The organism is Streptomyces sp. NPDC008139 (genome assembly GCF_042957025.1).
Taxonomy (GTDB): domain Bacteria; phylum Actinomycetota; class Actinomycetes; order Streptomycetales; family Streptomycetaceae; genus Actinacidiphila.
The window spans coordinates 188,176-206,175 of the sequence record NZ_JBIBHM010000013.1; the positions used below are offsets into that span (position 1 = coordinate 188,176).

An 18,000-nucleotide genomic window follows, 5' to 3' on the forward strand; every position below is an offset into this window, starting at 1 on the left:
GACGGCCCCAGGGGTTCTCAGACGCCGGTCGGACTCGTCTCGTCGGCGCCGACCGGCACCGTCGCCGTCAGGCGGAAGCCGCCGTCGCCCGAGGGCGCGGTGCGCAGGGTGCCGCCGGCCAGGATGAGGCGCTCGGTCAGGCCGTTGAGGCCGTTGCCCGGGGTGTGATGGGGAGCGGGGCCGCGGCCGTCGTCGGAGACGGTGAGGGTGGCGGCGGCGCCATCCTCGCTGGTGCTCAGGGCGATCACGCAGGTGAGGGCGCCGCTGTGGCGTACGACATTGGTCACCGCCTCGCGCAGCGCCCAGGCCAGGGCGCCCTCGCCGTCCGGGGCGAGACCGGGCAGCCGGTCCGGCTGGTGGACGCGCGCGGCGATCCCGGCGGAGGCCAACGCGGAGCGCGCGGAGGCCAGTTCGGTGGCCAGCGTCGGGCGGCGGTAGCCGCTGACCGCCTCCCGTACGTCGACCAGCGCCTGCCTGCTGACCTTCTCGATGTCGGCGACCTGCCGCGCCGCGTCCTGCGGCCGGTCCGGCAGCATCCGCCCGGCCAGTTCGCTCTTGAGCGTGATCAGGGACAGCGAGTGCCCGAGCAGGTCGTGCAGGTCACGGGCGAGCCGCAACCGCTCCTCGGTCGCGGCCAGATGCGCCACCGTCTCCCGCGCCTCGCGCAACTCCCGCATGGTCCGGACGAGTTGCCGCACGCCCACCATCGCGAAGCCGCCGAGCAGGGCCGGGATGACCAGCGCGGGGTAGAGGTCGCCGCTGCTGTCGACCCAGGCGCCGACCCCGGCGAGTGCCGCCGTGACCGCGGGAATCGCCCACCGGGACTGCGCGCCCGGCAGCGACGCCCCGCAGGCGACGGCCACGTAGACGAACATCACCAGCCAGTCCTTGCCGAGCGTCGCGGACAGCGTGAAGGCGAGCGCGAGCTGGGCGGCGAGCACCCCGTACACCCAACGCTCCTGCATGTACGCGGTGTTGGTGCGCAGGAAGACGACGGCGAGGTAGGAGACGACGAAGACGAGCAGGCCGCAGCCGGCGACGACGGTGACCAGGGCGCCGTGGTGGCCGTCGGCCAGGTCGCTGACGGGGGAGCCGAGGTAGAGCAGCCAGATGCCGATCCACATCAGCTTGACCAACGCCTGGCCGCGCGTCTCGGGGGCGCGGCCCATGGCGGTGGTGTCCGCGTCCTCCACCGCCTGCCGCCACGGCGGCCACGGCCGGTCCCGCGCGCGGGCCTGTTCCACCGCCCGGTCCCGGTCCTGTGCCCGCTGCTGCCGCGCCCGCTCCTCCTTCGCCATCCGCGTCACGCCTTCTGCGTGTCCTTGCGGTACAGCCAGGCGGCCGTACCCGCGAAGAGCAGCAGGTAGAAGGCGAGGACGGCGATGTCACGGGCGTGCGGCGCGTTGCCGAACTCGATGGACTGGCCGAGCGCCGCGTACGGCCGTCCCGGCAGGTAGTCGGCCATCGTCCGGAGCCAGTGCGGGAAGGTGGTGATCGGCACCCACAGCCCGCCGAGCATCGCCAGGACGAAGTAGGCGAGCATCGAGATCGGGCGGGCGACGTCGGCCGTGGCCACGTATCCGATGGCGACGCCGAGCGCCGCGAAGACCATGCTGCCCGCCCAGGTCGCGGCCAGGATCGCGATCCACTGCCAGGCGTCGAGCCGGACGTTCTTCACGGTCGCGCCGAGGATCAGCACGATCAGGATCGACGGCAGGCTGACAGTCGCGGCGGAGGCGATCTTCGCGGTGACATAGCCGCGGCCGGGCAGCGAGGTCAGCCGCAACTGCCGCACCCAGCCCTTCTCGCGCTCCCGCGCGATCCGCTCGGCGTTGCCCATCAGCACGGCCGTCATCGCGCCGAACGCCGCCATCGCGACCATGTAGTACGCGACCAGCGTGAGATTCAGGCCGTCGATCCTCTTCGTCTTGTCGGCGCCCGCCGTGATGATCAGGAAGAGCAGGCCCGGGTAGAGCACCGAGAAGAACATGAACTTGCGGTTCCGCAGGGTGCGGACGATCTCCAGTCTGACCAGGGTCTTCATCGGTTCTCCGCCTCCTCGGCGGACGCTGCGTCGGTGATGGCGAGGAAGGCCTGCTCCAGGCCGAGGCCCGAGACCTCCAGATTGCGCGGGTACAGGCCGAGCGCGTACACGGCGTGCGTCGTGGCGTCCGCGTCGTCGGAGCGGATGCGGACGGTCGGGCCGGTGATGTCGATGCCGACGATGTGCGGCAGCGCGCTGAGCGCCCGCTCGTCCGGCGTGCCGTCCAGGTCGAAGGTGATCCGGCGGGCGCCCGCCCGCGCCTTGATCTCCGCGGCCGTCCCGTCGGCGATCAGCCGCCCCCGGTGCAGCACCAGGACGCGGTCCGCGATGGCGTCCGCCTCCTCCAGGTAGTGGGTGGCGAACAGCACGGTCCTGCCCTGCTCCACCTGGCCGCGCATCGTGGCCCAGAACGCCTGCCGCGCGCTGACGTCCATGCCGACCGTCGGCTCGTCCAGCACGATCAGGTCGTTCGCCCCGGCCGTCGCGAGCGCGAACCGTACGCGCTGCTCCTGACCGCCGGAGAGCTTGTTGACCTTGCGGTCGCGGATGTCGGCGATGTCGGCGCTGGCCAGTACCTCGTCCACCGGGTACGCCTTCGGGTGCAGGTCGCACGCCAGGCCCACCAGCTCCCGTACGGTCACTTCCTCCATCAGGCCGCCGCTCTGGAGCATCGCGCCCACCCGGCCCGCCGCGATGGCCTGCGCCGGGGTCGTGCCGAACAGCCGCACGCTCCCGCTGTCCGCGTTCCGCAGCCCCAGCATCAGGTCGAGCGCGGTCGACTTCCCCGCGCCGTTCGGGCCCAGCAGGGCCACCGTCTCGCCCGGGTGCAGCGTCAGGCTCAGCTCCGCGACGGCCCGCACCGGCCCGAAGCTCTTGTTCACATCGCTGAAGGCGACCACGGGCTCGCCCTTGACGGCGGCCCCCGGCCCGTTCACGGTCGTCATCCCCATCGCGCTCATGCCACCAAGCTTCGCCCGCCCGCCCCTCGCCCGTGCAGTGCCGCGAGTCGTGTCTTCCCCATGACAGATGTCATACGGCGGTCCGCGTCCGGGGCCGGCTGTCACCGCCGGGTCCTCACGCTGTAACCATCCGTGCCGGGGGTGGGACGCCGGGCCTCCGCGCTCGGTACGGTCCGGCCACCGGGCGCCGCCGTGGCGCCTTCTTGGGGGGAGTCGACGTGACGCGTTCCGCTACGAGACGTGTGATCAGACGTACGGTGCCGACGGCCGGGGTCGCGGTGGCAGGAGTGCTCCTGCTGGCCGCCTGCGGCGGGGGCTCGGGGGGTTCCAGGCCGTCCGCCACGGGGTCGGCCAAGGCCACCGGCAGCGCTCCTGCCGCCTCTCCGTCCGCCTCCGCCTCCGCCACCGGTGGCTCCGGCGGTGCCAATCCGGTCGACGGCCCGACCTTCTGCGCCTTCCTCGCCAAGGAAGGGCCCCGCATCAAGGACTCCGGCGCCCCCGCGGGCGCCAAGGCGTTCTTCGCCATCGACCTCGCCAACTGGATCGAGCAGCACCCCGATCAGAAGCCGCGCACCGCCGCCGATCTTGACGCTGCCGCTCTGGGCTCCTGCCCCAAATACCGTGCCACCGTCACCTCTGCCATGGGCGCCACCAGCTTCACCGAAGCCCTCGGCTAACCCCGCCGCGGGGGTTCCCCCACGCCCACGCCCCGCCGACCTTTCGCGGGGCCCCTGGGCGGTACTTCTGCGGGGTCGGTGGGCCGATCTTCTCAGGGGCGCGGCCCCTGTACCCGCGCTCGCGGGCCGGCGGTCCGCCGATTCAACCTGGGCGGTGGGCCGATCTTCTCAGGGGGCGCGCCCCGGGGCGCGTTCTTCTGCCGGGCGCCGGCCACGTGTTTTTAGGGGCGCGGGGAACTGCGCGCTCAGCCACGACGGTGGCGCGGTGTTCGCACGGGCGGGTCGTGCCCCGAAGGGGCGCGGGGAACTGCGCGCTCAGCCACGGCGGTGGCGCGGTGTTCGCACGGGCGGGTCGTGCCCCGAAGGGGCGCGGGGAACTGCGCGCTCAGCCACGGCGGTGGCGCGCCTTTGAAAACCGGCCCCAGCGGGGCAGATGCTGTGTGTTCTCGGGCTGAAAGCCCGGTGGGGGCTGGCCGCGCAGTTCCCCGCGCCCCTGAAAGGATCGGCCCACCGCCCTGGCAGAAGAACTGCCTCGGGGGTGCGCGCCTGAGAGGATCGGCCCGCCGCCCTGGCAGAAGGACTGCCTCGGGGGCGCGCCCCTGAGAGGACCGGCCAGCCGCGCTGGTGAGGAAGCCGTCTGGGGCCGCGCCCCTGAAAGATCGGTCTGCCGCCCGGGTAGAGGAACCGTCTGGGGGTGCGGCCCAGGGGATCGGGGCTGCCGTCCCACGGCGGGGGACCGCCGGCGGGGTGGACCTTCTAACCTGGGCGCATGAGCGTGAGGAATGTCCGGGTGCTGCTCGCGGAGGATCAGTCGATGGTGCGAGAAGCACTGGCGACGCTCCTCGGCCTCGAAGAGGACCTCGAGGTCGTCGCCCAGGTGGCCCGCGGCGACGAGGTGCTGGCGGCGGCCAGGACGCACCGCCCGGACGTGGCGCTGCTGGACATCGAGATGCCGGGCCTGACCGGCATCGAGGCGGCGGCGCGCCTCCGCGAAGAGCTGCCGGAGGTCAAAATCGTGATCGTCACGACCTTCGGCCGCCCCGGCTATCTGCGCAGAGCGATGGAATCGGGCGCGGAGGCGTTCCTGGTCAAGGACGCTCCGGCGGCCCAACTGGCCGACGCCGTACGGCGGGTGCTGCGCGGCGAGCGCGTCATCGACCCCACGCTGGCCGCCGCGGCGCTCGCCGACGGCGCCGACCCGCTGACGGCCCGCGAGCGGGAGGTGCTGCGGGCCGCCGCCGACGGTTCGGTCAACGCCGACATCGCGCGCGGCCTGCTGCTGTCGGAGGGCACGGTCCGCAACTACCTGTCGACCGCGATCCAGAAGACGGGCGCGCGCAACCGCGCGGAGGCGGTCCGTATCGCCCGCGAAAAGGGCTGGCTCTAAAGCGGCGCGCTCAGTTCAGCAGCGCCCGCGCCGCACGGGCCTTGCGGCGGATCTTCTCCGCGGTCTCCGGGTCGAAACCGCCGATCAGTTCGGCGTATTCGTCGAGGGCCGCGGCGCCGCCGGTGAAGTCGCCGAGGCGGACGAGGAGTTGGGCGCGCTCGTAGCGCAGGCGGGCCGGGTGGCGGGGGAGGAGCAGGGCGAGGTCGATCGTCCACAGCTCGACGGGGGCCTGTTCGAGGCGGGCGGACGCCCAGGCGCGGATGTTGTTCAGGACGCGGTGCACGGTGTCCAGCGGATCGGCGGGCGTGAGCATGCCGGGGGCCAGCGGGGCGCCGGTCGCGCCCGCGACCAGGAGTTCCGCGTCGGGCCCCGACAGCACCCGGCCGCCCTCGAAGGGGTCGACCAGGACGTACGCGCCCGCCGGATCGCCGAAGCCGACGACGTAGTGGCCGGGCAGCGCGACCCCGTACACCGGCGCGCCGGCCCGCCGGGCGACCTCCGTCCAGACCACCGACAGCAGGATCGGCAGCCCGCGCCGCCGCCGCAGCACCTGCTGGAGCAGCGACGACGAGAGCTTCTGGTAGTCGCCGGGCTCGCCGTGGAAGCCCAGCCGGGCCCCGAGCAGCCGGTGCAGGGCGTTCGCCCACTCCAGCGGCGTCGTCAGGCCGTACGGGAGCATCCCGGCGAGCCGGTCCAGCTCGATCTGGGCCGCGTCGATCGCGACGCCGTCCAGCGCCGGGTCGGCCTCCGCGCCGATCAGCAGGCACAGCTCGGCCAGGTCGGGGCGCTCCTCGCGCGCCGCCGCCGCGAACCGTTCCCGTACGTCCGCGCTCATACCGAGGGACGCCGGTAGTGGTAGCCGTGGTGGTCGGTGAAGCCGAGCCCGTCGTAGAGCGCGCGGGCCGCCTCGTTGTCGGCCTCCACCTGGAGGTACGCGCTCCTCGCGCCCTCGTCGGCGGCGCGCCGGGCGAGCGCGCCCATGACGGCGGTGGCCAGGCCCCTGCGGCGGTGCGAGGGCGCCACCTCGACCGCGCCGAACAGCACCCACGGCCCGTCGACCACGGCCCGCCCGATGGCGCCGGGGGCGGTCGCGAACCACACCGAGGGCCCGCCGGAGACCACTTTCAGCGCCGCGTCGGCGAGCGAGCCGGTGCGGTGGTACGCGGCCAGCCACGCCGCGTCGGGCGTCCGGGACAGCGTGACGGCGTCCGCGCCCGGCAGCCGGGTGAGCGGCGCCAGCGGCGCGACCCTGACCAGCGTGTCCGCCTCCCGCACCCACCCGCGGCGCTCCAACTCGGCCGCGTAGGGCGAGGTGTCGGGCACCTGGAGATACGGCGTCGTGCCCCGCGCCCCGTACCAGCCGACGACGTGGTCGAGCGCGGCGTCCAGCGGGCGGTCGGGATCGCCGTCCACCAGGACGGAGTTGGCGCGGCGGGTGAATCCCTCCCGTCGCCCACCACCACCCTTGACCTGATGCGCTTCGCGCGCCCCTCCTGTCGGCCGCCCGCCGCCGCCCTTGTCCTGATCCGCTTCGCGCGCCCCCGCGACGGCCGAGCGCAGCGTCCACCGGCCCAGCGGCTCGGTCTCGGTGGCGGGCCAGGCGCGCGAGGCGAAGGCCTCAAGCTCCTCGGGGGACGCGGACGTCACACGCGACATTCTCCGTGACGGCGGGGTGGGCGGCACCACCTTCCCCGCGACGAGGAGCGATTCGTCGATGCGTACCGTTTCCCCGGACCTCCGCGTGACGCACACCACTCCCGCGTCCCACGATACGAGAACACCGACCGTATCGGTGAACGTAGGATGCCCGTCGGTGATCTCCAGAACCTGCCGTACCGATACGCGTTTTCCCACATCAGACGGGGTAATCCGGATCACGAGCCGCGCTCCGGAAGAGAAATCCCCTGCCATGCGTGCCCCTCCTGTTCGGATCGTGCTCAGGAACGGAGATACTAGGTGCGGGCATCGACGACGCCGCGCTCCCGCGCGAGATGAGCCCTATCGAGGAGGAACGACAGCGTGACCTACGTCATCGCGCAGCCTTGTGTCGACCTGAAGGACAAGGCGTGCATCGAAGAGTGCCCGGTCGACTGTATCTACGAGGGCTCCAGGTCCTTGTACATCCACCCGGACGAATGCGTCGACTGCGGCGCCTGTGAGCCGGTCTGCCCCGTCGAGGCGATCTTCTACGAGGACGACACCCCGGAGGAGTGGAAGGACTACTACAAGGCGAACGTGGAGTTCTTCGACGAACTGGGGTCGCCCGGCGGCGCGTCCAAGCTCGGTCTCATCGAGCGCGACCACCCCTTCATCGCAGCGCTGCCCCCGCAGAGCCAGGACCACTGATCCCGGTCGGGCAGTCTCCGCCCGGCCCCGTACGGCGCACCGAGCCACGCTCGGCGCTGTGCGGGGCCGCGGCGTACGTCCGTCATGGACATTTCGATCACGGACAATCGATCGACAAGCGAGAGTGAGCACGTGAGCATCTCCGCCCGCCTACCGGTCTTCCCGTGGGACCGTCTGGAGCCCTACAAGGCGACGGCCGTCGCGCACCCGGACGGCGTGGTCGATCTGTCGGTGGGGACCCCGGTGGACCCGGTGCCCGAGGTGATCCGCCGCGCGCTCGCCGCCGCCGCCGACAGCCCCGGCTATCCGCTGACGTACGGCACGCGCGCGCTGCGCGAGGCCGCCGCCGGATATCTCAGCCGCTGGCACGGCGTGAGCGGCGCCGACCCGGCGAACATCCTGCCGCTGCTCGGCTCCAAGGAACTGGTCGGCTGGCTGCCGACGCTGCTGGGCATCGAGGCGGGCGACCGGATCGCGTACCCGCGGCTCGCCTACCCGACGTACGAGATCGGCGCGCTGGTGGCCCGCGCGGAACCGATCACGTACGACGACCCGGTGACCGAACTCGACCCGGACGGCCTGAAGCTGCTCTGGCTCAACAGCCCGTCCAACCCCACAGGCCGCGTGCTGTCCGCCGCCGAGCTGCGCCGGATCGTGGCGTGGGCGCGCGAGCACGGGGTGCTCGTGGTGTCCGACGAGTGCTACATCGAGCTGGGCTGGGAGGGGACGGAGCCGGTCTCCGTACTGCACCCGGACGTGTGCGGGGACAGCCACGAGGGGCTGATCGCCGTCCACTCGCTGTCCAAGCGGTCCAACTTCGCGGGCTACCGCGGCGCCTTCCTCGCCGGTGACGCGTCCGTCGTCGCCGGTCTGCTGGAGGTCCGCAAGCACGTCGGCATGATCGTGCCCGCGCCCGTACAGGCCGCGATGGTCGCCGCGCTCGACGACCGCGAGCACGCCGTGGAGCAGAAGGAGCGGTACGCGCGCCGCCGCGCCGCGCTGCGGACCGCCTTCGAGGGCGCGGGTTTCCGGATCGAGCACAGCGAGGCCAGCTTGTACCTGTGGGCGACCCGCGCGGAGAACTGCTGGGACACCGTCGGCGACCTGGCCAAGCGCGGCATCCTGGTGGCGCCCGGCGAGTTCTACGGGCCGACGGGCGAGCGGTTCGTCCGGATCGCCTTCACGGCGGTCGACGAGCGGGTGGCGGCGGCCGTCGAGCGGCTGCGCTGAACCGCTCCCGCTGGGCTGACCCGCTGGGCTGACCCGCTGGGCTGAGCCGACCAGGCCGGCCTGAGGGCGCCTCGCTGGTGTGAGAGCGCTGCCCGGCAGACACGCGCGGGGGCCGGGAGCGGTCGCTCCCGGCCCCCGCTGTCGTGCGGTTCGGCGATCAGCCCAGGGGGAGGCCCTTGAGCGGCAGCATGTCGGTGGTGGGCAGCGCGCCGGTCGGCAGTTGGCCGGCGTTGGGGAGCGCGGAGACCGGCAGCGTCTCGGTGTGCGGGGCGACGCCGCCGGCGGACTCGGCGGTCTGGCCGACGATCCGGCCCGCGGAGTCGGCGGCGTCGCCCGCGGCCTTCTGCGCGGCCGGGGCGGCGGTCTTGCTCGCGGTGCCCACGATGCGGCCGGTGGCCGGGAGCGTGGTCCTCATCGTCTGGGTACCGGCCTGCCCGGCCACCCCGGTGGCCTGCTGGGAAGCGCTGTCCAGCGTGTTGCCGACATTGGCGCCGTCCAGATTGCTCAGCCCGCCCAGGTCCGTCGGCGGCAGCGCGGCGGCCTGCGCGGCGCCCGCTCCGATCAGCGGCGCGGCGGCGGCGCCGATCAGCAGGGCGGCTTGGGCGAAGCGGCGGGTCAGGGGGAGGGACATGGTGCTCCTTTTACGGAGTTGGCTCCGTGAGGGGACGTATTGCGTCCGCCGGGCGGACGTCGTGACTACCGCTCAAGGAGCCCGAAGGTTGCGGCCGTTCGAAGTAAAGAGTTGGCAATGTGTCGCATTATAGGAATCCGACAGATCGGATATAGCGGACAGCTCATATGACTTTGATGAAACGTCACATCCCTGCTGCGGCAAGGGAATTGCCACCCGGTCGAGCGGTTTTCCCGCAGCCCGCGTTTGACCGCGGGAGCGGGCACTTCCGAGTGAATGCGCGCACTATTGCGCGACGGTGATCCGTACGTATCCGTCCGGCTTGACGGCCGCGGAACCCTGCGCGCCGCCCGCTTTCTGCTTCTGCCAGCCCTTGCCGGACTGCGCCGCGGCCCACTTCTGGCCGCCGAAGGTCACCTGCTCGACCTTCAGGTCCTGCGCGTGCGCGACCGCCCACTGCGCCAACTCCCAGCCGCGCCGGGTGCCGTCGCCCTCCGCCGCGCCGCCCGCGGGCCTGGCGGGCACCGCGACCGTACGCGGCTCGTCGGCCGCCACCGGCTTGACCTGGCTGCCGAACTCCCGCGTCAGCCTGGCCGTGACCTGCGACGTACTGCCCAGCTTGCCGCCCGCGCTGAAGGGCGTGTCCGAGCCCGTCGTACAGCTCAGCGCGCCCGCCTTGCGGCCGTACAGCGCCGCCGACAGCAGCGTCGCGTCCGCCTCGTGCTTCGCGTACGCCTGGGGGAAGCCGCTCTTCTGCACGCGCTGCGCCGCCACGGTCAGCGGCAGCCGCGAATAGCCCTCGATCTTCACCAGGCCGTCGAAGAAGGCATTCGTCGAGTACACCGGGTCCTGGACCTGCTGCGCGGTGCCCCAGCCCTGCGAGGGGCGCTGCTGGAACAGGCCGAGCGAATCCCGGTCGCCGTGATCGAGATTGTCCAGCCGTGACTCCTGCAACGCCGTGGCCAGAGCTATGGTGAGCGCCCTTTCCGGCAGCCCGCGCGAGGTGGCCACCGCGGCGATCGTCGTCGCGTTCGCCGCCTGCGACGGGCTCATGTCCAGCGTGTCGCCGTCCGCCGTCACCGTGCAGTCCGCGCTTTCCGGCGCTTTGTTCTCCTCCGCGGCGCGGTAGAGGCCATAGGTGGCGAGCCCCAGCAACACCACGGCCGCTGTGGCGATCCTGCGGCCCCGGCGCTTGCGCTTGGGGGGCTTCTGAGGGGGGGAGCTGGGCACGCGCCGAGCGTACCGAAGGCGGCGGGCCCCGAATGACCTACGACGGCGCCGTCTTCGGCTTTCTCCTCCGTGCGCGTGAACGGGGCAGGCGCCCGGGGCCTTCGGGGCATCCGGGCCCGAGGCCCTACGCTCGGCGTATGCGCAGCGAACTCGACCTCAGCCAGGATGCCGCTCGGCTCACCGCCCAACTCGTGGACGTGCCGTCCGTGAGCCAGCAGGAGAAGGCGCTGGCGGATCTGGTGGAGGACGCGCTGCGGGGGCTGCCGCACCTGACGGTGGACCGGGACGGCGACGCGGTGGTGGCGCGAACCCGGCTCGGGCGCGCCGAGCGGGTGGTGCTCGCGGGCCACATCGACACCGTGCCGATCGCGGACAACCTGCCGTCGCGGCTGGACGAGAACGGGCTGCTGTGGGGCTGCGGCACCTCGGACATGAAGGCGGGCGTGGCGGTGCAGCTGCGGCTGGCGGCGACGCTGACCGCGCCGAACCGCGACCTGACCTACGTCTTCTACGACGCCGAGGAGATCGCGGCGGAGTTCAACGGACTCAAGCGGCTGGTCGAGCGGCACCCCGAGTGGCTGGCCGGGGACTTCGCGGTGCTGATGGAGCCGACCGACGGCAAGGTCGAGGGCGGCTGCCAGGGCACCCTGCGGATCCGGGTCGAGACCACCGGCCGCCGGGCGCACTCGGCGCGGAGCTGGCTCGGGGACAACGCCATCCACAAGGCCGCGCCGATCCTGGACCGGCTCGCCGCGTACGAGCCCCGCCGGGTCGTCATCGACGGCCTGGAGTACCGCGAGGGGCTGAACGCGGTGCTGGTCGAGGGCGGCCACGCGGGCAATGTGATCCCCGACTCCTGCGCGGTGACCGTCAACTTCCGCTTCGCGCCCGACCGGAGCGAGGCCGAGGCGCTCGCGCACGCCGAGGAGGTCTTCGACGGCTTCACCGTGGTGCTCACCGACAGCGCGCCGGGCGCGCTGCCCGGCCTCGCGCACCCGGCCGCCGCCGCCTTCCTGCACGCCATCGGCACCGAACCCGCCCCCAAGGACGCCTGGACCGACGTGGCCCGCTTCTCCGCGCTCGGCGTGCCCGCGGTGAACTACGGCCCCGGCGACCCCAAGCTCGCCCACGCCCGCGAGGAGCACGTCGCGGTCGCCGCCGTACTGGAGGCCGAGGAGCGGCTGCGCGGCTGGCTCACCGACTGACCGGGCCCGATCCCGCGGCCCCGGCGACCGCCCCGCCTCACTCGTCCGACTGATCCGGCGAAAGGCGGAGCAACCGAACAGGGGTGCCCATCGGTCTTCCCTCGCGGCATGGTGTGATCGGAGCCGTAGGGATCGGTTGGGGGAAGAGGCGTGTCGTGGGACTGACCAGCAGATGGTTCGCCGTACTGCTCCTCGCCGTCGCGGTGGCCGCGGTGGCGGGCGCGGTGCTGCTCTGGCCGCGGGTACGGGGCCCGCGGCCGGTACGGGTCGCCGCCCGCGTCGGGATGATCGTGCTCTGTCAGGTCACCGCGATATTCGTGGTGATGGTCACGGTCAACAACGACTACGGCTTCTACGCCTCCTGGGACGACCTGCTCGGCAACGCCAACAGCGGCGGCAAGTCCGTCGCGGGCCCCACCGCCACGCCCACCCCCACCAAGCCCGACTACCGGGTCAAATTCGCCTCGTACTCACAAGGCTTCGAGAAGGCCACCGTGCGCGGCTGGAAGTCCGGGACGAAGGGCGACGTCATCGTCTGGACGCCGCCGCAGTACAAGAAGAAGGAGTTCGCGCACACCCGCTTCCCCGTCATAGAGGTCCTGCACGGCATCCCCGGCACCCCGCACAGCTTCCTGCGCGGCATGCGGCTCGGCCAGATCATGCAGGACGAGATCACGGCCGGCCGCGCCGAGCCCGCGATACTCGTGCTGCCCACCATCACCCCCGACCGGGCCAACACCGGCTGCGCCGACGTGCCGGGCAAGAGCAAGGTCGGCACCTGGCTCACCGACGACGTGGCGCAGACGATCGCGCACAATTTCCGTACGCTTCCGGCGCCGCGCGGCTGGGCCGTGATGGGCATATCCACCGGCGGCTACTGCGCGGTGCGGATGGCGCTCGAACACCCCGACCGGTTCGTGGCCGCCGCCGCGATGGCCCCGGACAATCCGGCCGAGTCCGCCCGCGGTGTCCGCTCGCCGCTGTGGCTGGCCCAGAACACCCGCCCCGACGTGCACATCCTCATCGAATCCAGCAAGCAGGACCCGGAGAGCCCGCCGAAATTCGGCGACCGGATCACCGCCGCCGTCCGGCCGCCCACCTCGGTCAGCACGCTGCGGATCGACCGCGGCGGGCACAACTGGAAGACCTGGGGCGGAATGTTCCCGGCGGCCTTCACCTGGGTCAGCGCCCGCCTCGAAGCGCCCCGGGCGGTCCCATTGGCGCCGTCCGCCGCACCTTGATGCGTACGCTTCCCGTATGACTGACTCACACACGGGAGCGGCCGGGCAGAGTCCGGACGCGCAGGAGGCGGCTGCCGCGGCGAACGAGGCGGCGGAGACCGTGCTGACCGGCAAGGGCTGGCCGGAACGGCACACGGGCCCTGTCGTACGGCGGCGCGGCCAGGTGCAGGCGGGGACCACCGATCAGCGGTTGCTGGACAGTCGAGGAGAGTCGGACTGGGTGCACGGCGACCCGTGGCGCGTGATGCGGATCCAGTCGGAATTCGTCGAGGGCTTCGGCGCCCTGGCCGAACTCGGCCCCGCCGTCAGCGTCTTCGGCTCCGCCCGCACCCCGGTGGACTCCCGTGAGTACGCGGCGGGCGTACGGATCGGCCGCGCCCTGACCGAGGCCGGTTTCGCCGTCATCACCGGCGGCGGTCCCGGCGCGATGGAGGCCGCCAACAAGGGCGCGCTCGAAGCGGGCGGAATCTCGGTCGGCCTCGGCATCGAGCTGCCCTTCGAGCAGGGCCTCAACTCCTATGTCGACATCGGCGTGAACTTCCGCTACTTCTTTGTCCGAAAGACGATGTTTGTGAAGTATGCACGGGGATTCGTCGTGCTCCCCGGCGGCTTCGGCACCCTCGACGAACTCTTCGAGGCGCTCACCCTCGTCCAGACCAAGAAGGTCACCCGTTTTCCGATCGTGCTCTTCGGCACCGAGTACTGGGGCGGCCTGGTCTCGTGGATCCGCTCCACGCTCGTCGCGGGCGGCAAGGCGTCCGAGGCCGACCTGGAGCTGTTCCACGTCACGGACGATGTGGACGAGGCCGTGGCGCGGGTGACGAAGGAGAGTGCCTAGGGCGTGCCCGGCTGCCCCCAGGGCCTGTCGTGTGGATCTCCGCGGCGTCCCCGGGGCCCGGCGCGCACGTCTGCCGCGTAGTCCTCGGTCGACGACGCTCCGCGTCGCCTCCCTTCTCCGCCTTGCGTCCGCACGCACCGGACACCGCTCCTTCCCCACCCAGATCCACACGACAGGCCCTAGGCCAGGCCCCTGCGGGCCACGGCGGGCGGGCGGTGACCCGCGATCGAGGCCACCATCTCCAGCACCTGACGGGTCTCGGCGACCTCGTGGACGCGGTAGACCCGCGCCCCGAGCCACGCCGACACCGCCGTGGTGGCCAGCGTGCCGATCAGCCGCTCCTTGACCGGCCGGTCGAGCGTCTCCCCGACGAAGTCCTTGTTCGACAGGGAGACCAGCACCGGCCACCCCGTGGCCGTCATCTCCGGCAGCCGCCGGGTCGCCTCCAGCGAGTGCCGGGTGTTCTTGCCGAAGTCGTGACCCGGGTCGATCAGAATCCCGTCGCGCGGCACGCCCAGCGCCGCCGCCCGCTCGGCCAGCCCCACCGTCACCCGCAGGATGTCGGCCATCACGTCCTCGTACCCCACCCGGTGCGGCCGGGTCCGCGGCTGCGCCCCGCCCGCGTGCGTGCACACCAGCCCCACGCCGTACCGCGCCGCGACCTCCGCCAGCCGCGGGTCCACCCCGCCCCACGCGTCGTTCAGCAGGTCGGCGCCCGCCTCGCACACCGCCTCGCCGACCTCGTGCCGCCAGGTGTCCACGCTGATCACCACATCCGGGTGGCGGCGGCGCACCTCCGCCACGAAGGCGACCGTACGGCGGATCTCCTCCTCCGCCGAGACCTCCTCGCCGGGGCCCGCCTTCACCCCGCCGATGTCGATGATCGCCGCGCCCTCCGCGACGGCGCCTGCGACCCGCTCCAGCGCGGGTTCGTCGGTGAAGGTGGCGCCCTGGTCGTAGAACGAGTCCGGCGTACGGTTCACGATCGCCATGATCACCGGCTCCCGCTCGCCGAATTCGCGGGTCCCCAACCGAAGTGCCACTGCCGCTCCTCATCTCAGACTCATGCGATCGTGGCACGATCGTGCCTGACACGTAGGCCGGACCCCGGGAGATCGAGTTGTTCTGGTTCATGCTCATCGCGCTGGTCGCGGTGGTCGCCGCCGTCGCGATGGCCGTACTCGGTGACGGCGGCACCCTGCGGGACTCCGAACCCGACCGGATCGACGACCGGCTGCCCGCCGACCGCCCGCTCATCAGGTCCGACATCGACGCCGTCCGGCTGCCGATCGCCGTACGCGGCTACCGCATGCTCGACGTCGACGAGGTGCTGGACCGGCTCGGGGCGGAACTCGCCGAGCGGGACGCCAGGATCGCCGACCTGGAGGCCGTGCTGGCCGGGGCGCGGGCCGGCGCGGTCGGCGCCCCCGTGACGCCGTCCCTGGACAAGGACGAGTCGCCGCGGGACGACACCGGTGAGTGACGCGATCGTCGGGCCCGACGGGCTCGCGCGCTGCCCCTGGGGGCTGTCCGCGCCGGATTACGTGACCTACCACGACACCGAGTGGGGGCGGCCCGTGCACGGGGACGACGCCCTGTTCGAGCGGACCTGCCTGGAGGCGTTCCAGTCCGGGCTGTCCTGGATCACGATTCTCCGTCGCCGCGAGGGGTTCAGGGCCGCCTTCGACGGCTTCAAGATCGACGCGGTGGCGGGCTTCACGGCCGAGGACGAGGCGCGGCTGCTGCTCGATCCCGGGATCATCCGCAACCGGGCGAAGATCGCCGCCTCCGTCGCCAACGCGCGGGCCGCGCAGGTCCTGCGCGACAGCTACGACGGCGGGCTCGACGCCCTCATCTGGTCCTTCGCGCCCGACCCCGCGACCCGCCCGGCGCCGCGCCGCCTCGCCGACGTGCCCGCCACCACCCCCGAGTCGGTGGCTCTCGCCAAGGCGCTCAAATCCCACGGGTTCCGCTTCGTCGGCCCCACCACCGCCTACGCCCTGATGCAAGCCTGCGGCCTGGTCAACGACCACCTCGCCGACTGCTCCGCCCGCTAGGGCCTGTCCACCCGGACGGGCCGGGGGTCGCGCCACACCCGCGCCCCCTTCAGCCGGTCCGGCGATCGATGACCGGCCGGAGCGGCGACGGGCGTCCCGCGTCAGCGGCCCACGTAGCGCGGGGGCTGCTTGGCCACGAAGGCGTCGACCGCGATGCGGTGGTCCTCGGCGGCGCCGGCCAGGGTCTGGAGCTCGTCCTCCTTGGCGAGGGTGGAGAGCAGGGAGTGGGCGGCCCCGTGGGCGAGGGACGCCTTGATGGCGGCGTAGGCGACGGTCGGGCCCTCGGCGAGCCGCCGGGCCACGGCGACGGCCTCGGCGGGAAGATCCGCGGCGGGCACGACCCGGTTGGCGATCCCCAGGTCGTACGCCTCCGCGGCCCCCACCGAGCGCGGGAAGAGCAGGAGATCCGAGGCCCGGCTGTGCCCGACCAGCCGCGGCAGCGTCCACGACACACCCGAGTCCGCGCTGAGCGCCACCCCGGCGAAGGACGTGTTGAAGGCGGCGGTGTCCGCCACGATCCGGTAGTCCGCGGCGAAGGCGAACCCGGCCCCGGCGCCCGCGGCGACCCCGTTCACCCCCGCCACCACCGGCTTGGGCATCGTCGCGATCGCGGTGACGATCGGGTTGTAGTGCTCGGCCACCGTCGTGAGCCCGCCGCCCGCCGCCAGCGTCGCCAGATGCTCCTTGAGGTCCTGTCCGACGCAGAAGGCCCGCCCGGTCGCGGTGAGCAGCACCGCCCGCACCGCGGTGTCGTCGGCCGCTGCCCGCAAGGCGTCCCGCAGGGTGTTCTTCGTGTCCGTGTCGAGCGCGTTCATCGCCTCGGGACGGTTGAAGGTGACGGTCGCGAGCCCGTCGCTCACCTCGTACAGAACGCTGTCGGCCATGGCTGAACCCCTTCGTCGCGGCATCGGTCCTGGCCAGAATGCCGGACTTCACGGCACCCCGACATGTGACGTACGTCAAACGTCCGACCGAACCGATACCCTTCGGGAACCCGGTCGATCACTGTCCACTCGCCGAATTGGCCGGTTTTGGGGAGGGCCCATGCTGAACGTAGTGCGACCGATGTTGGTCATCGGGTCGATAGATGCGGGATAATGGCCGAGAACCAATGTGTTCGAGTCCGAGCTGGTTTCAGGAAGGGGAACGAGCATGGCGGCCATGAAGCCGCGGACGGGTGACGGCCCGCTCGAGGTGACCAAGGAGGGGCGGAGCATCATCATGCGCGTTCCGCTTGAGGGCGGCGGGCGGCTTGTTGTCGAGCTGACCCCGGACGAGGCGGATGCCCTCGGCGACGCGTTGAAGAAGGCCATCGCCTGAGACCAGCGGTCCCATAAATCGTCGCGGCCCCGTACACGGAATGTTGTGTACGGGGCCGCCGTCGTTTTCTTACGCGCGCCGCCGCGTCACTTCCGGCGCACCGCGCACAGCAGACCGTCGTCGGTCGGCAGCAGTACGGGGGAGAGCCGGGGGCTGTCCCGGACCGCGCGCATCAGCTCGCGCAGCCGCACCGACTCGGCGTCCTGGTGGGCGGCGTCCAGCGCGCGCCCGCGGGCGAAGGCACCCTCGAAGCAGACCAGGCCGCCGATCCGCAGCAGCCGCAGCGCCTCGTCGAGGTAGTCCAGGTACTCCAGCCGGTCGGCGTCGCAGAAGACCAGGTCGTAGCCGCCATCGGTGAGCCGGGGGAGCACGTCCAGGGCCAGGCCGGGGATGACGCGGGAGCGGTTGGCGGCGAAACCGGCCTCGCGGTACGCCTCGCGCGCGAGCTGAAGGCGGTCCGGCTCGGTGTCGACGGTGGTCAGGATGCCGTCGGGGCGCATGCCGCGCAGCAGGTGGATGCCGGAGACCCCGGTGCCGGTACCGATCTCGACGACGGACTTCGCGTCCCCCGTGGCGGCCAGCAGCCGCAGGGCCGCACCGGTGCCGGGCGAGACGGGCCGCAGACCCGCCGCGTGGGACCGGGCGCGGGCGCGTATGAGGGCGTCGTCCTCGGCGACGAACGCGTCGGCGAACGCCCAGCTCGCCTGCCGGTTGCCGGTAATGTCCCTCTCCCTGTCCCCGGGTCGATCCCTGTCGTAGGTGCAGCCCGCCCGGCGACTGTATCCGCTGGGGGCGGGAACCCGCTGATGGGACTGTGCGTTATCCGTAAGGACGG

Annotated in this window: 20 protein-coding genes; 10 read left to right on the forward strand and 10 right to left on the reverse strand. The window is 72.5% G+C overall.

From position 1 onward, the window contains the following. Positions 1–17: 17 nt before the first annotated feature. From ACFZBB_RS27005 to ACFZBB_RS27015, 3 genes are all read right to left on the reverse strand, one after another. Positions 18–1,169: a histidine kinase gene (locus ACFZBB_RS27005; RefSeq protein WP_391127531.1), complete on the reverse strand. Its 1,152-nt coding sequence runs from the start codon at positions 1,167–1,169 to the stop codon at positions 18–20. 134 nt (positions 1,170–1,303) lie between these two features. After that, positions 1,304–2,044, reverse strand: coding sequence for an ABC transporter permease (locus ACFZBB_RS27010; protein WP_391127355.1), 741 nt, complete (start codon positions 2,042–2,044; stop codon positions 1,304–1,306). Continuing rightward, a complete protein-coding gene (locus ACFZBB_RS27015; RefSeq protein WP_391127534.1) occupies positions 2,041–2,994 on the reverse strand; it encodes an ATP-binding cassette domain-containing protein in 954 nt (317 codons plus the stop codon). The genes ACFZBB_RS27010 and ACFZBB_RS27015 overlap by 4 nt, the downstream gene beginning before the upstream one ends. Positions 2,995–3,245: 251 nt before the next feature. On the opposite strand from ACFZBB_RS27015, the gene ACFZBB_RS27020 reads away from it, so the two are divergent. Together ACFZBB_RS27020 and ACFZBB_RS27025 are read left to right on the forward strand one after the other, a co-directional pair. Continuing rightward, positions 3,246–3,680 carry a hypothetical protein gene (locus ACFZBB_RS27020; protein WP_391127358.1) on the forward strand — a complete coding sequence of 145 codons (435 nt, stop codon included), beginning with the start codon at positions 3,246–3,248 and terminating at the stop codon, positions 3,678–3,680. 769 nt (positions 3,681–4,449) lie between these two features. Beyond that, positions 4,450–5,067, forward strand: a complete 618-nt coding sequence (locus tag ACFZBB_RS27025) for a response regulator (protein WP_391127361.1) — start codon at positions 4,450–4,452, stop codon at positions 5,065–5,067. Between the two features lie 10 nt (positions 5,068–5,077). On the opposite strand, the gene ACFZBB_RS27030 is transcribed toward ACFZBB_RS27025, so the two are convergent. Together ACFZBB_RS27030 and ACFZBB_RS27035 are read right to left on the reverse strand one after the other, a co-directional pair. Next, positions 5,078–5,902: a tetratricopeptide repeat protein gene (locus tag ACFZBB_RS27030; protein ID WP_391127364.1), complete on the reverse strand. Its 825-nt coding sequence runs from the start codon at positions 5,900–5,902 to the stop codon at positions 5,078–5,080. Next, on the reverse strand, positions 5,899–6,714 hold the full coding sequence (locus ACFZBB_RS27035) for a GNAT family N-acetyltransferase (RefSeq protein ID WP_391127367.1): 816 nt from the start codon (positions 6,712–6,714) through the stop codon (positions 5,899–5,901). Before ACFZBB_RS27035 ends, ACFZBB_RS27030 begins: the two co-directional genes overlap by 4 nt. A 372-nt stretch (positions 6,715–7,086) precedes the next feature. On the opposite strand from ACFZBB_RS27035, the gene fdxA reads away from it, so the two are divergent. Further along, complete coding sequence (gene fdxA, locus ACFZBB_RS27040; protein WP_355348214.1) at positions 7,087–7,413, forward strand: ferredoxin; 327 nt, start codon at positions 7,087–7,089, stop codon at positions 7,411–7,413. An 84-nt stretch (positions 7,414–7,497) separates the two neighbouring features. Next, the gene (gene dapC, locus ACFZBB_RS27045; protein ID WP_391127370.1) at positions 7,498–8,643 is read left to right on the forward strand and encodes a succinyldiaminopimelate transaminase; all 1,146 of its coding nucleotides are present in this window, start codon (positions 7,498–7,500) and stop codon (positions 8,641–8,643) included. A 157-nt stretch (positions 8,644–8,800) separates the two neighbouring features. Here dapC and ACFZBB_RS27050 read toward each other — a convergent pair whose 3' ends face one another. Further along, positions 8,801–9,274 (reverse strand): ATP-binding protein, encoded by a 474-nt coding sequence (locus tag ACFZBB_RS27050; protein WP_391127372.1) that lies wholly within the window; start codon positions 9,272–9,274, stop codon positions 8,801–8,803. A gap of 285 nt (positions 9,275–9,559) precedes the next feature. Further along, positions 9,560–10,504 carry a heavy metal transporter gene (locus tag ACFZBB_RS27055; RefSeq protein WP_391049305.1) on the reverse strand — a complete coding sequence of 315 codons (945 nt, stop codon included), beginning with the start codon at positions 10,502–10,504 and terminating at the stop codon, positions 9,560–9,562. Between the two features lie 137 nt (positions 10,505–10,641). Between ACFZBB_RS27055 and dapE the strand changes: the two genes are divergently transcribed. The 3 genes from dapE (at position 10,642) to ACFZBB_RS27070 (ending at position 13,788) form a co-directional block, all read left to right on the forward strand. After that, positions 10,642–11,709, forward strand: a complete 1,068-nt coding sequence (gene dapE, locus ACFZBB_RS27060) for a succinyl-diaminopimelate desuccinylase (RefSeq protein ID WP_391127375.1) — start codon at positions 10,642–10,644, stop codon at positions 11,707–11,709. A 155-nt stretch (positions 11,710–11,864) separates the two neighbouring features. Further along, the gene (locus tag ACFZBB_RS27065) at positions 11,865–12,950 is read left to right on the forward strand and encodes an alpha/beta fold hydrolase (RefSeq protein WP_391127378.1); all 1,086 of its coding nucleotides are present in this window, start codon (positions 11,865–11,867) and stop codon (positions 12,948–12,950) included. 16 nt (positions 12,951–12,966) lie between these two features. Continuing rightward, entirely contained in the window at positions 12,967–13,788 is an 822-nt protein-coding gene (locus ACFZBB_RS27070; RefSeq protein ID WP_391127380.1) for a TIGR00730 family Rossman fold protein, read from the forward strand. Positions 13,789–13,967: 179 nt separating this feature from the next. On the opposite strand, the gene folP is transcribed toward ACFZBB_RS27070, so the two are convergent. Next, a complete protein-coding gene (gene folP / locus ACFZBB_RS27075; protein WP_391127537.1) occupies positions 13,968–14,780 on the reverse strand; it encodes a dihydropteroate synthase in 813 nt (270 codons plus the stop codon). 128 nt (positions 14,781–14,908) lie between these two features. Between folP and ACFZBB_RS27080 the strand changes: the two genes are divergently transcribed. Both ACFZBB_RS27080 and ACFZBB_RS27085 read left to right on the forward strand, forming a co-directional pair. Then, positions 14,909–15,271 carry a DivIVA domain-containing protein gene (locus ACFZBB_RS27080; protein WP_391127383.1) on the forward strand — a complete coding sequence of 121 codons (363 nt, stop codon included), beginning with the start codon at positions 14,909–14,911 and terminating at the stop codon, positions 15,269–15,271. Next, the gene (locus ACFZBB_RS27085) at positions 15,264–15,845 is read left to right on the forward strand and encodes a DNA-3-methyladenine glycosylase I (RefSeq protein ID WP_391127386.1); all 582 of its coding nucleotides are present in this window, start codon (positions 15,264–15,266) and stop codon (positions 15,843–15,845) included. Before ACFZBB_RS27080 ends, ACFZBB_RS27085 begins: the two co-directional genes overlap by 8 nt. Positions 15,846–15,946: 101 nt before the next feature. Here the strand turns inward: ACFZBB_RS27085 and ACFZBB_RS27090 are convergent, their stop codons facing one another. Further along, on the reverse strand, positions 15,947–16,729 hold the full coding sequence (locus ACFZBB_RS27090) for an enoyl-CoA hydratase-related protein (RefSeq protein WP_391127389.1): 783 nt from the start codon (positions 16,727–16,729) through the stop codon (positions 15,947–15,949). Between the two features lie 268 nt (positions 16,730–16,997). Here ACFZBB_RS27090 and ACFZBB_RS27095 point away from each other — a divergent pair, with 268 nt between their 5' ends. Continuing rightward, positions 16,998–17,165, forward strand: coding sequence for a DUF3117 domain-containing protein (locus tag ACFZBB_RS27095; RefSeq protein ID WP_069464762.1), 168 nt, complete (start codon positions 16,998–17,000; stop codon positions 17,163–17,165). Positions 17,166–17,251: 86 nt separating this feature from the next. Here ACFZBB_RS27095 and ACFZBB_RS27100 read toward each other — a convergent pair whose 3' ends face one another. Beyond that, entirely contained in the window at positions 17,252–17,887 is a 636-nt protein-coding gene (locus ACFZBB_RS27100) for an O-methyltransferase (protein ID WP_355348344.1), read from the reverse strand. Positions 17,888–18,000 lie beyond the last annotated feature (113 nt).

What these genes read in the sequence shown, in the direction of transcription:
- ACFZBB_RS27005 (WP_391127531.1), bottom strand. Translation starts at nt 1,169, where the DNA reads ATGGGCCGCGCCCCCGAGACGCGCGGCCAGGCGTTGGTCAAGCTGATG.
- ACFZBB_RS27010 (WP_391127355.1), bottom strand. Translation starts at nt 2,044, where the DNA reads ATGAAGACCCTGGTCAGACTGGAGATCGTCCGCACCCTGCGGAACCGC.
- ACFZBB_RS27015 (WP_391127534.1), bottom strand. Translation starts at nt 2,994, where the DNA reads ATGGGGATGACGACCGTGAACGGGCCGGGGGCCGCCGTCAAGGGCGAG.
- ACFZBB_RS27025 (WP_391127361.1), top strand. Translation starts at nt 4,450, where the DNA reads ATGAGCGTGAGGAATGTCCGGGTGCTGCTCGCGGAGGATCAGTCGATG.
- ACFZBB_RS27030 (WP_391127364.1), bottom strand. Translation starts at nt 5,902, where the DNA reads ATGAGCGCGGACGTACGGGAACGGTTCGCGGCGGCGGCGCGCGAGGAG.
- dapC (WP_391127370.1), top strand. Translation starts at nt 7,498, where the DNA reads ATGGACATTTCGATCACGGACAATCGATCGACAAGCGAGAGTGAGCAC.
- ACFZBB_RS27050 (WP_391127372.1), bottom strand. Translation starts at nt 9,274, where the DNA reads ATGTCCCTCCCCCTGACCCGCCGCTTCGCCCAAGCCGCCCTGCTGATC.
- dapE (WP_391127375.1), top strand. Translation starts at nt 10,642, where the DNA reads ATGCGCAGCGAACTCGACCTCAGCCAGGATGCCGCTCGGCTCACCGCC.
- ACFZBB_RS27070 (WP_391127380.1), top strand. Translation starts at nt 12,967, where the DNA reads ATGACTGACTCACACACGGGAGCGGCCGGGCAGAGTCCGGACGCGCAG.
- folP (WP_391127537.1), bottom strand. Translation starts at nt 14,780, where the DNA reads ATGGCGATCGTGAACCGTACGCCGGACTCGTTCTACGACCAGGGCGCC.
- ACFZBB_RS27090 (WP_391127389.1), bottom strand. Translation starts at nt 16,729, where the DNA reads ATGGCCGACAGCGTTCTGTACGAGGTGAGCGACGGGCTCGCGACCGTC.
- ACFZBB_RS27095 (WP_069464762.1), top strand. Translation starts at nt 16,998, where the DNA reads ATGGCGGCCATGAAGCCGCGGACGGGTGACGGCCCGCTCGAGGTGACC.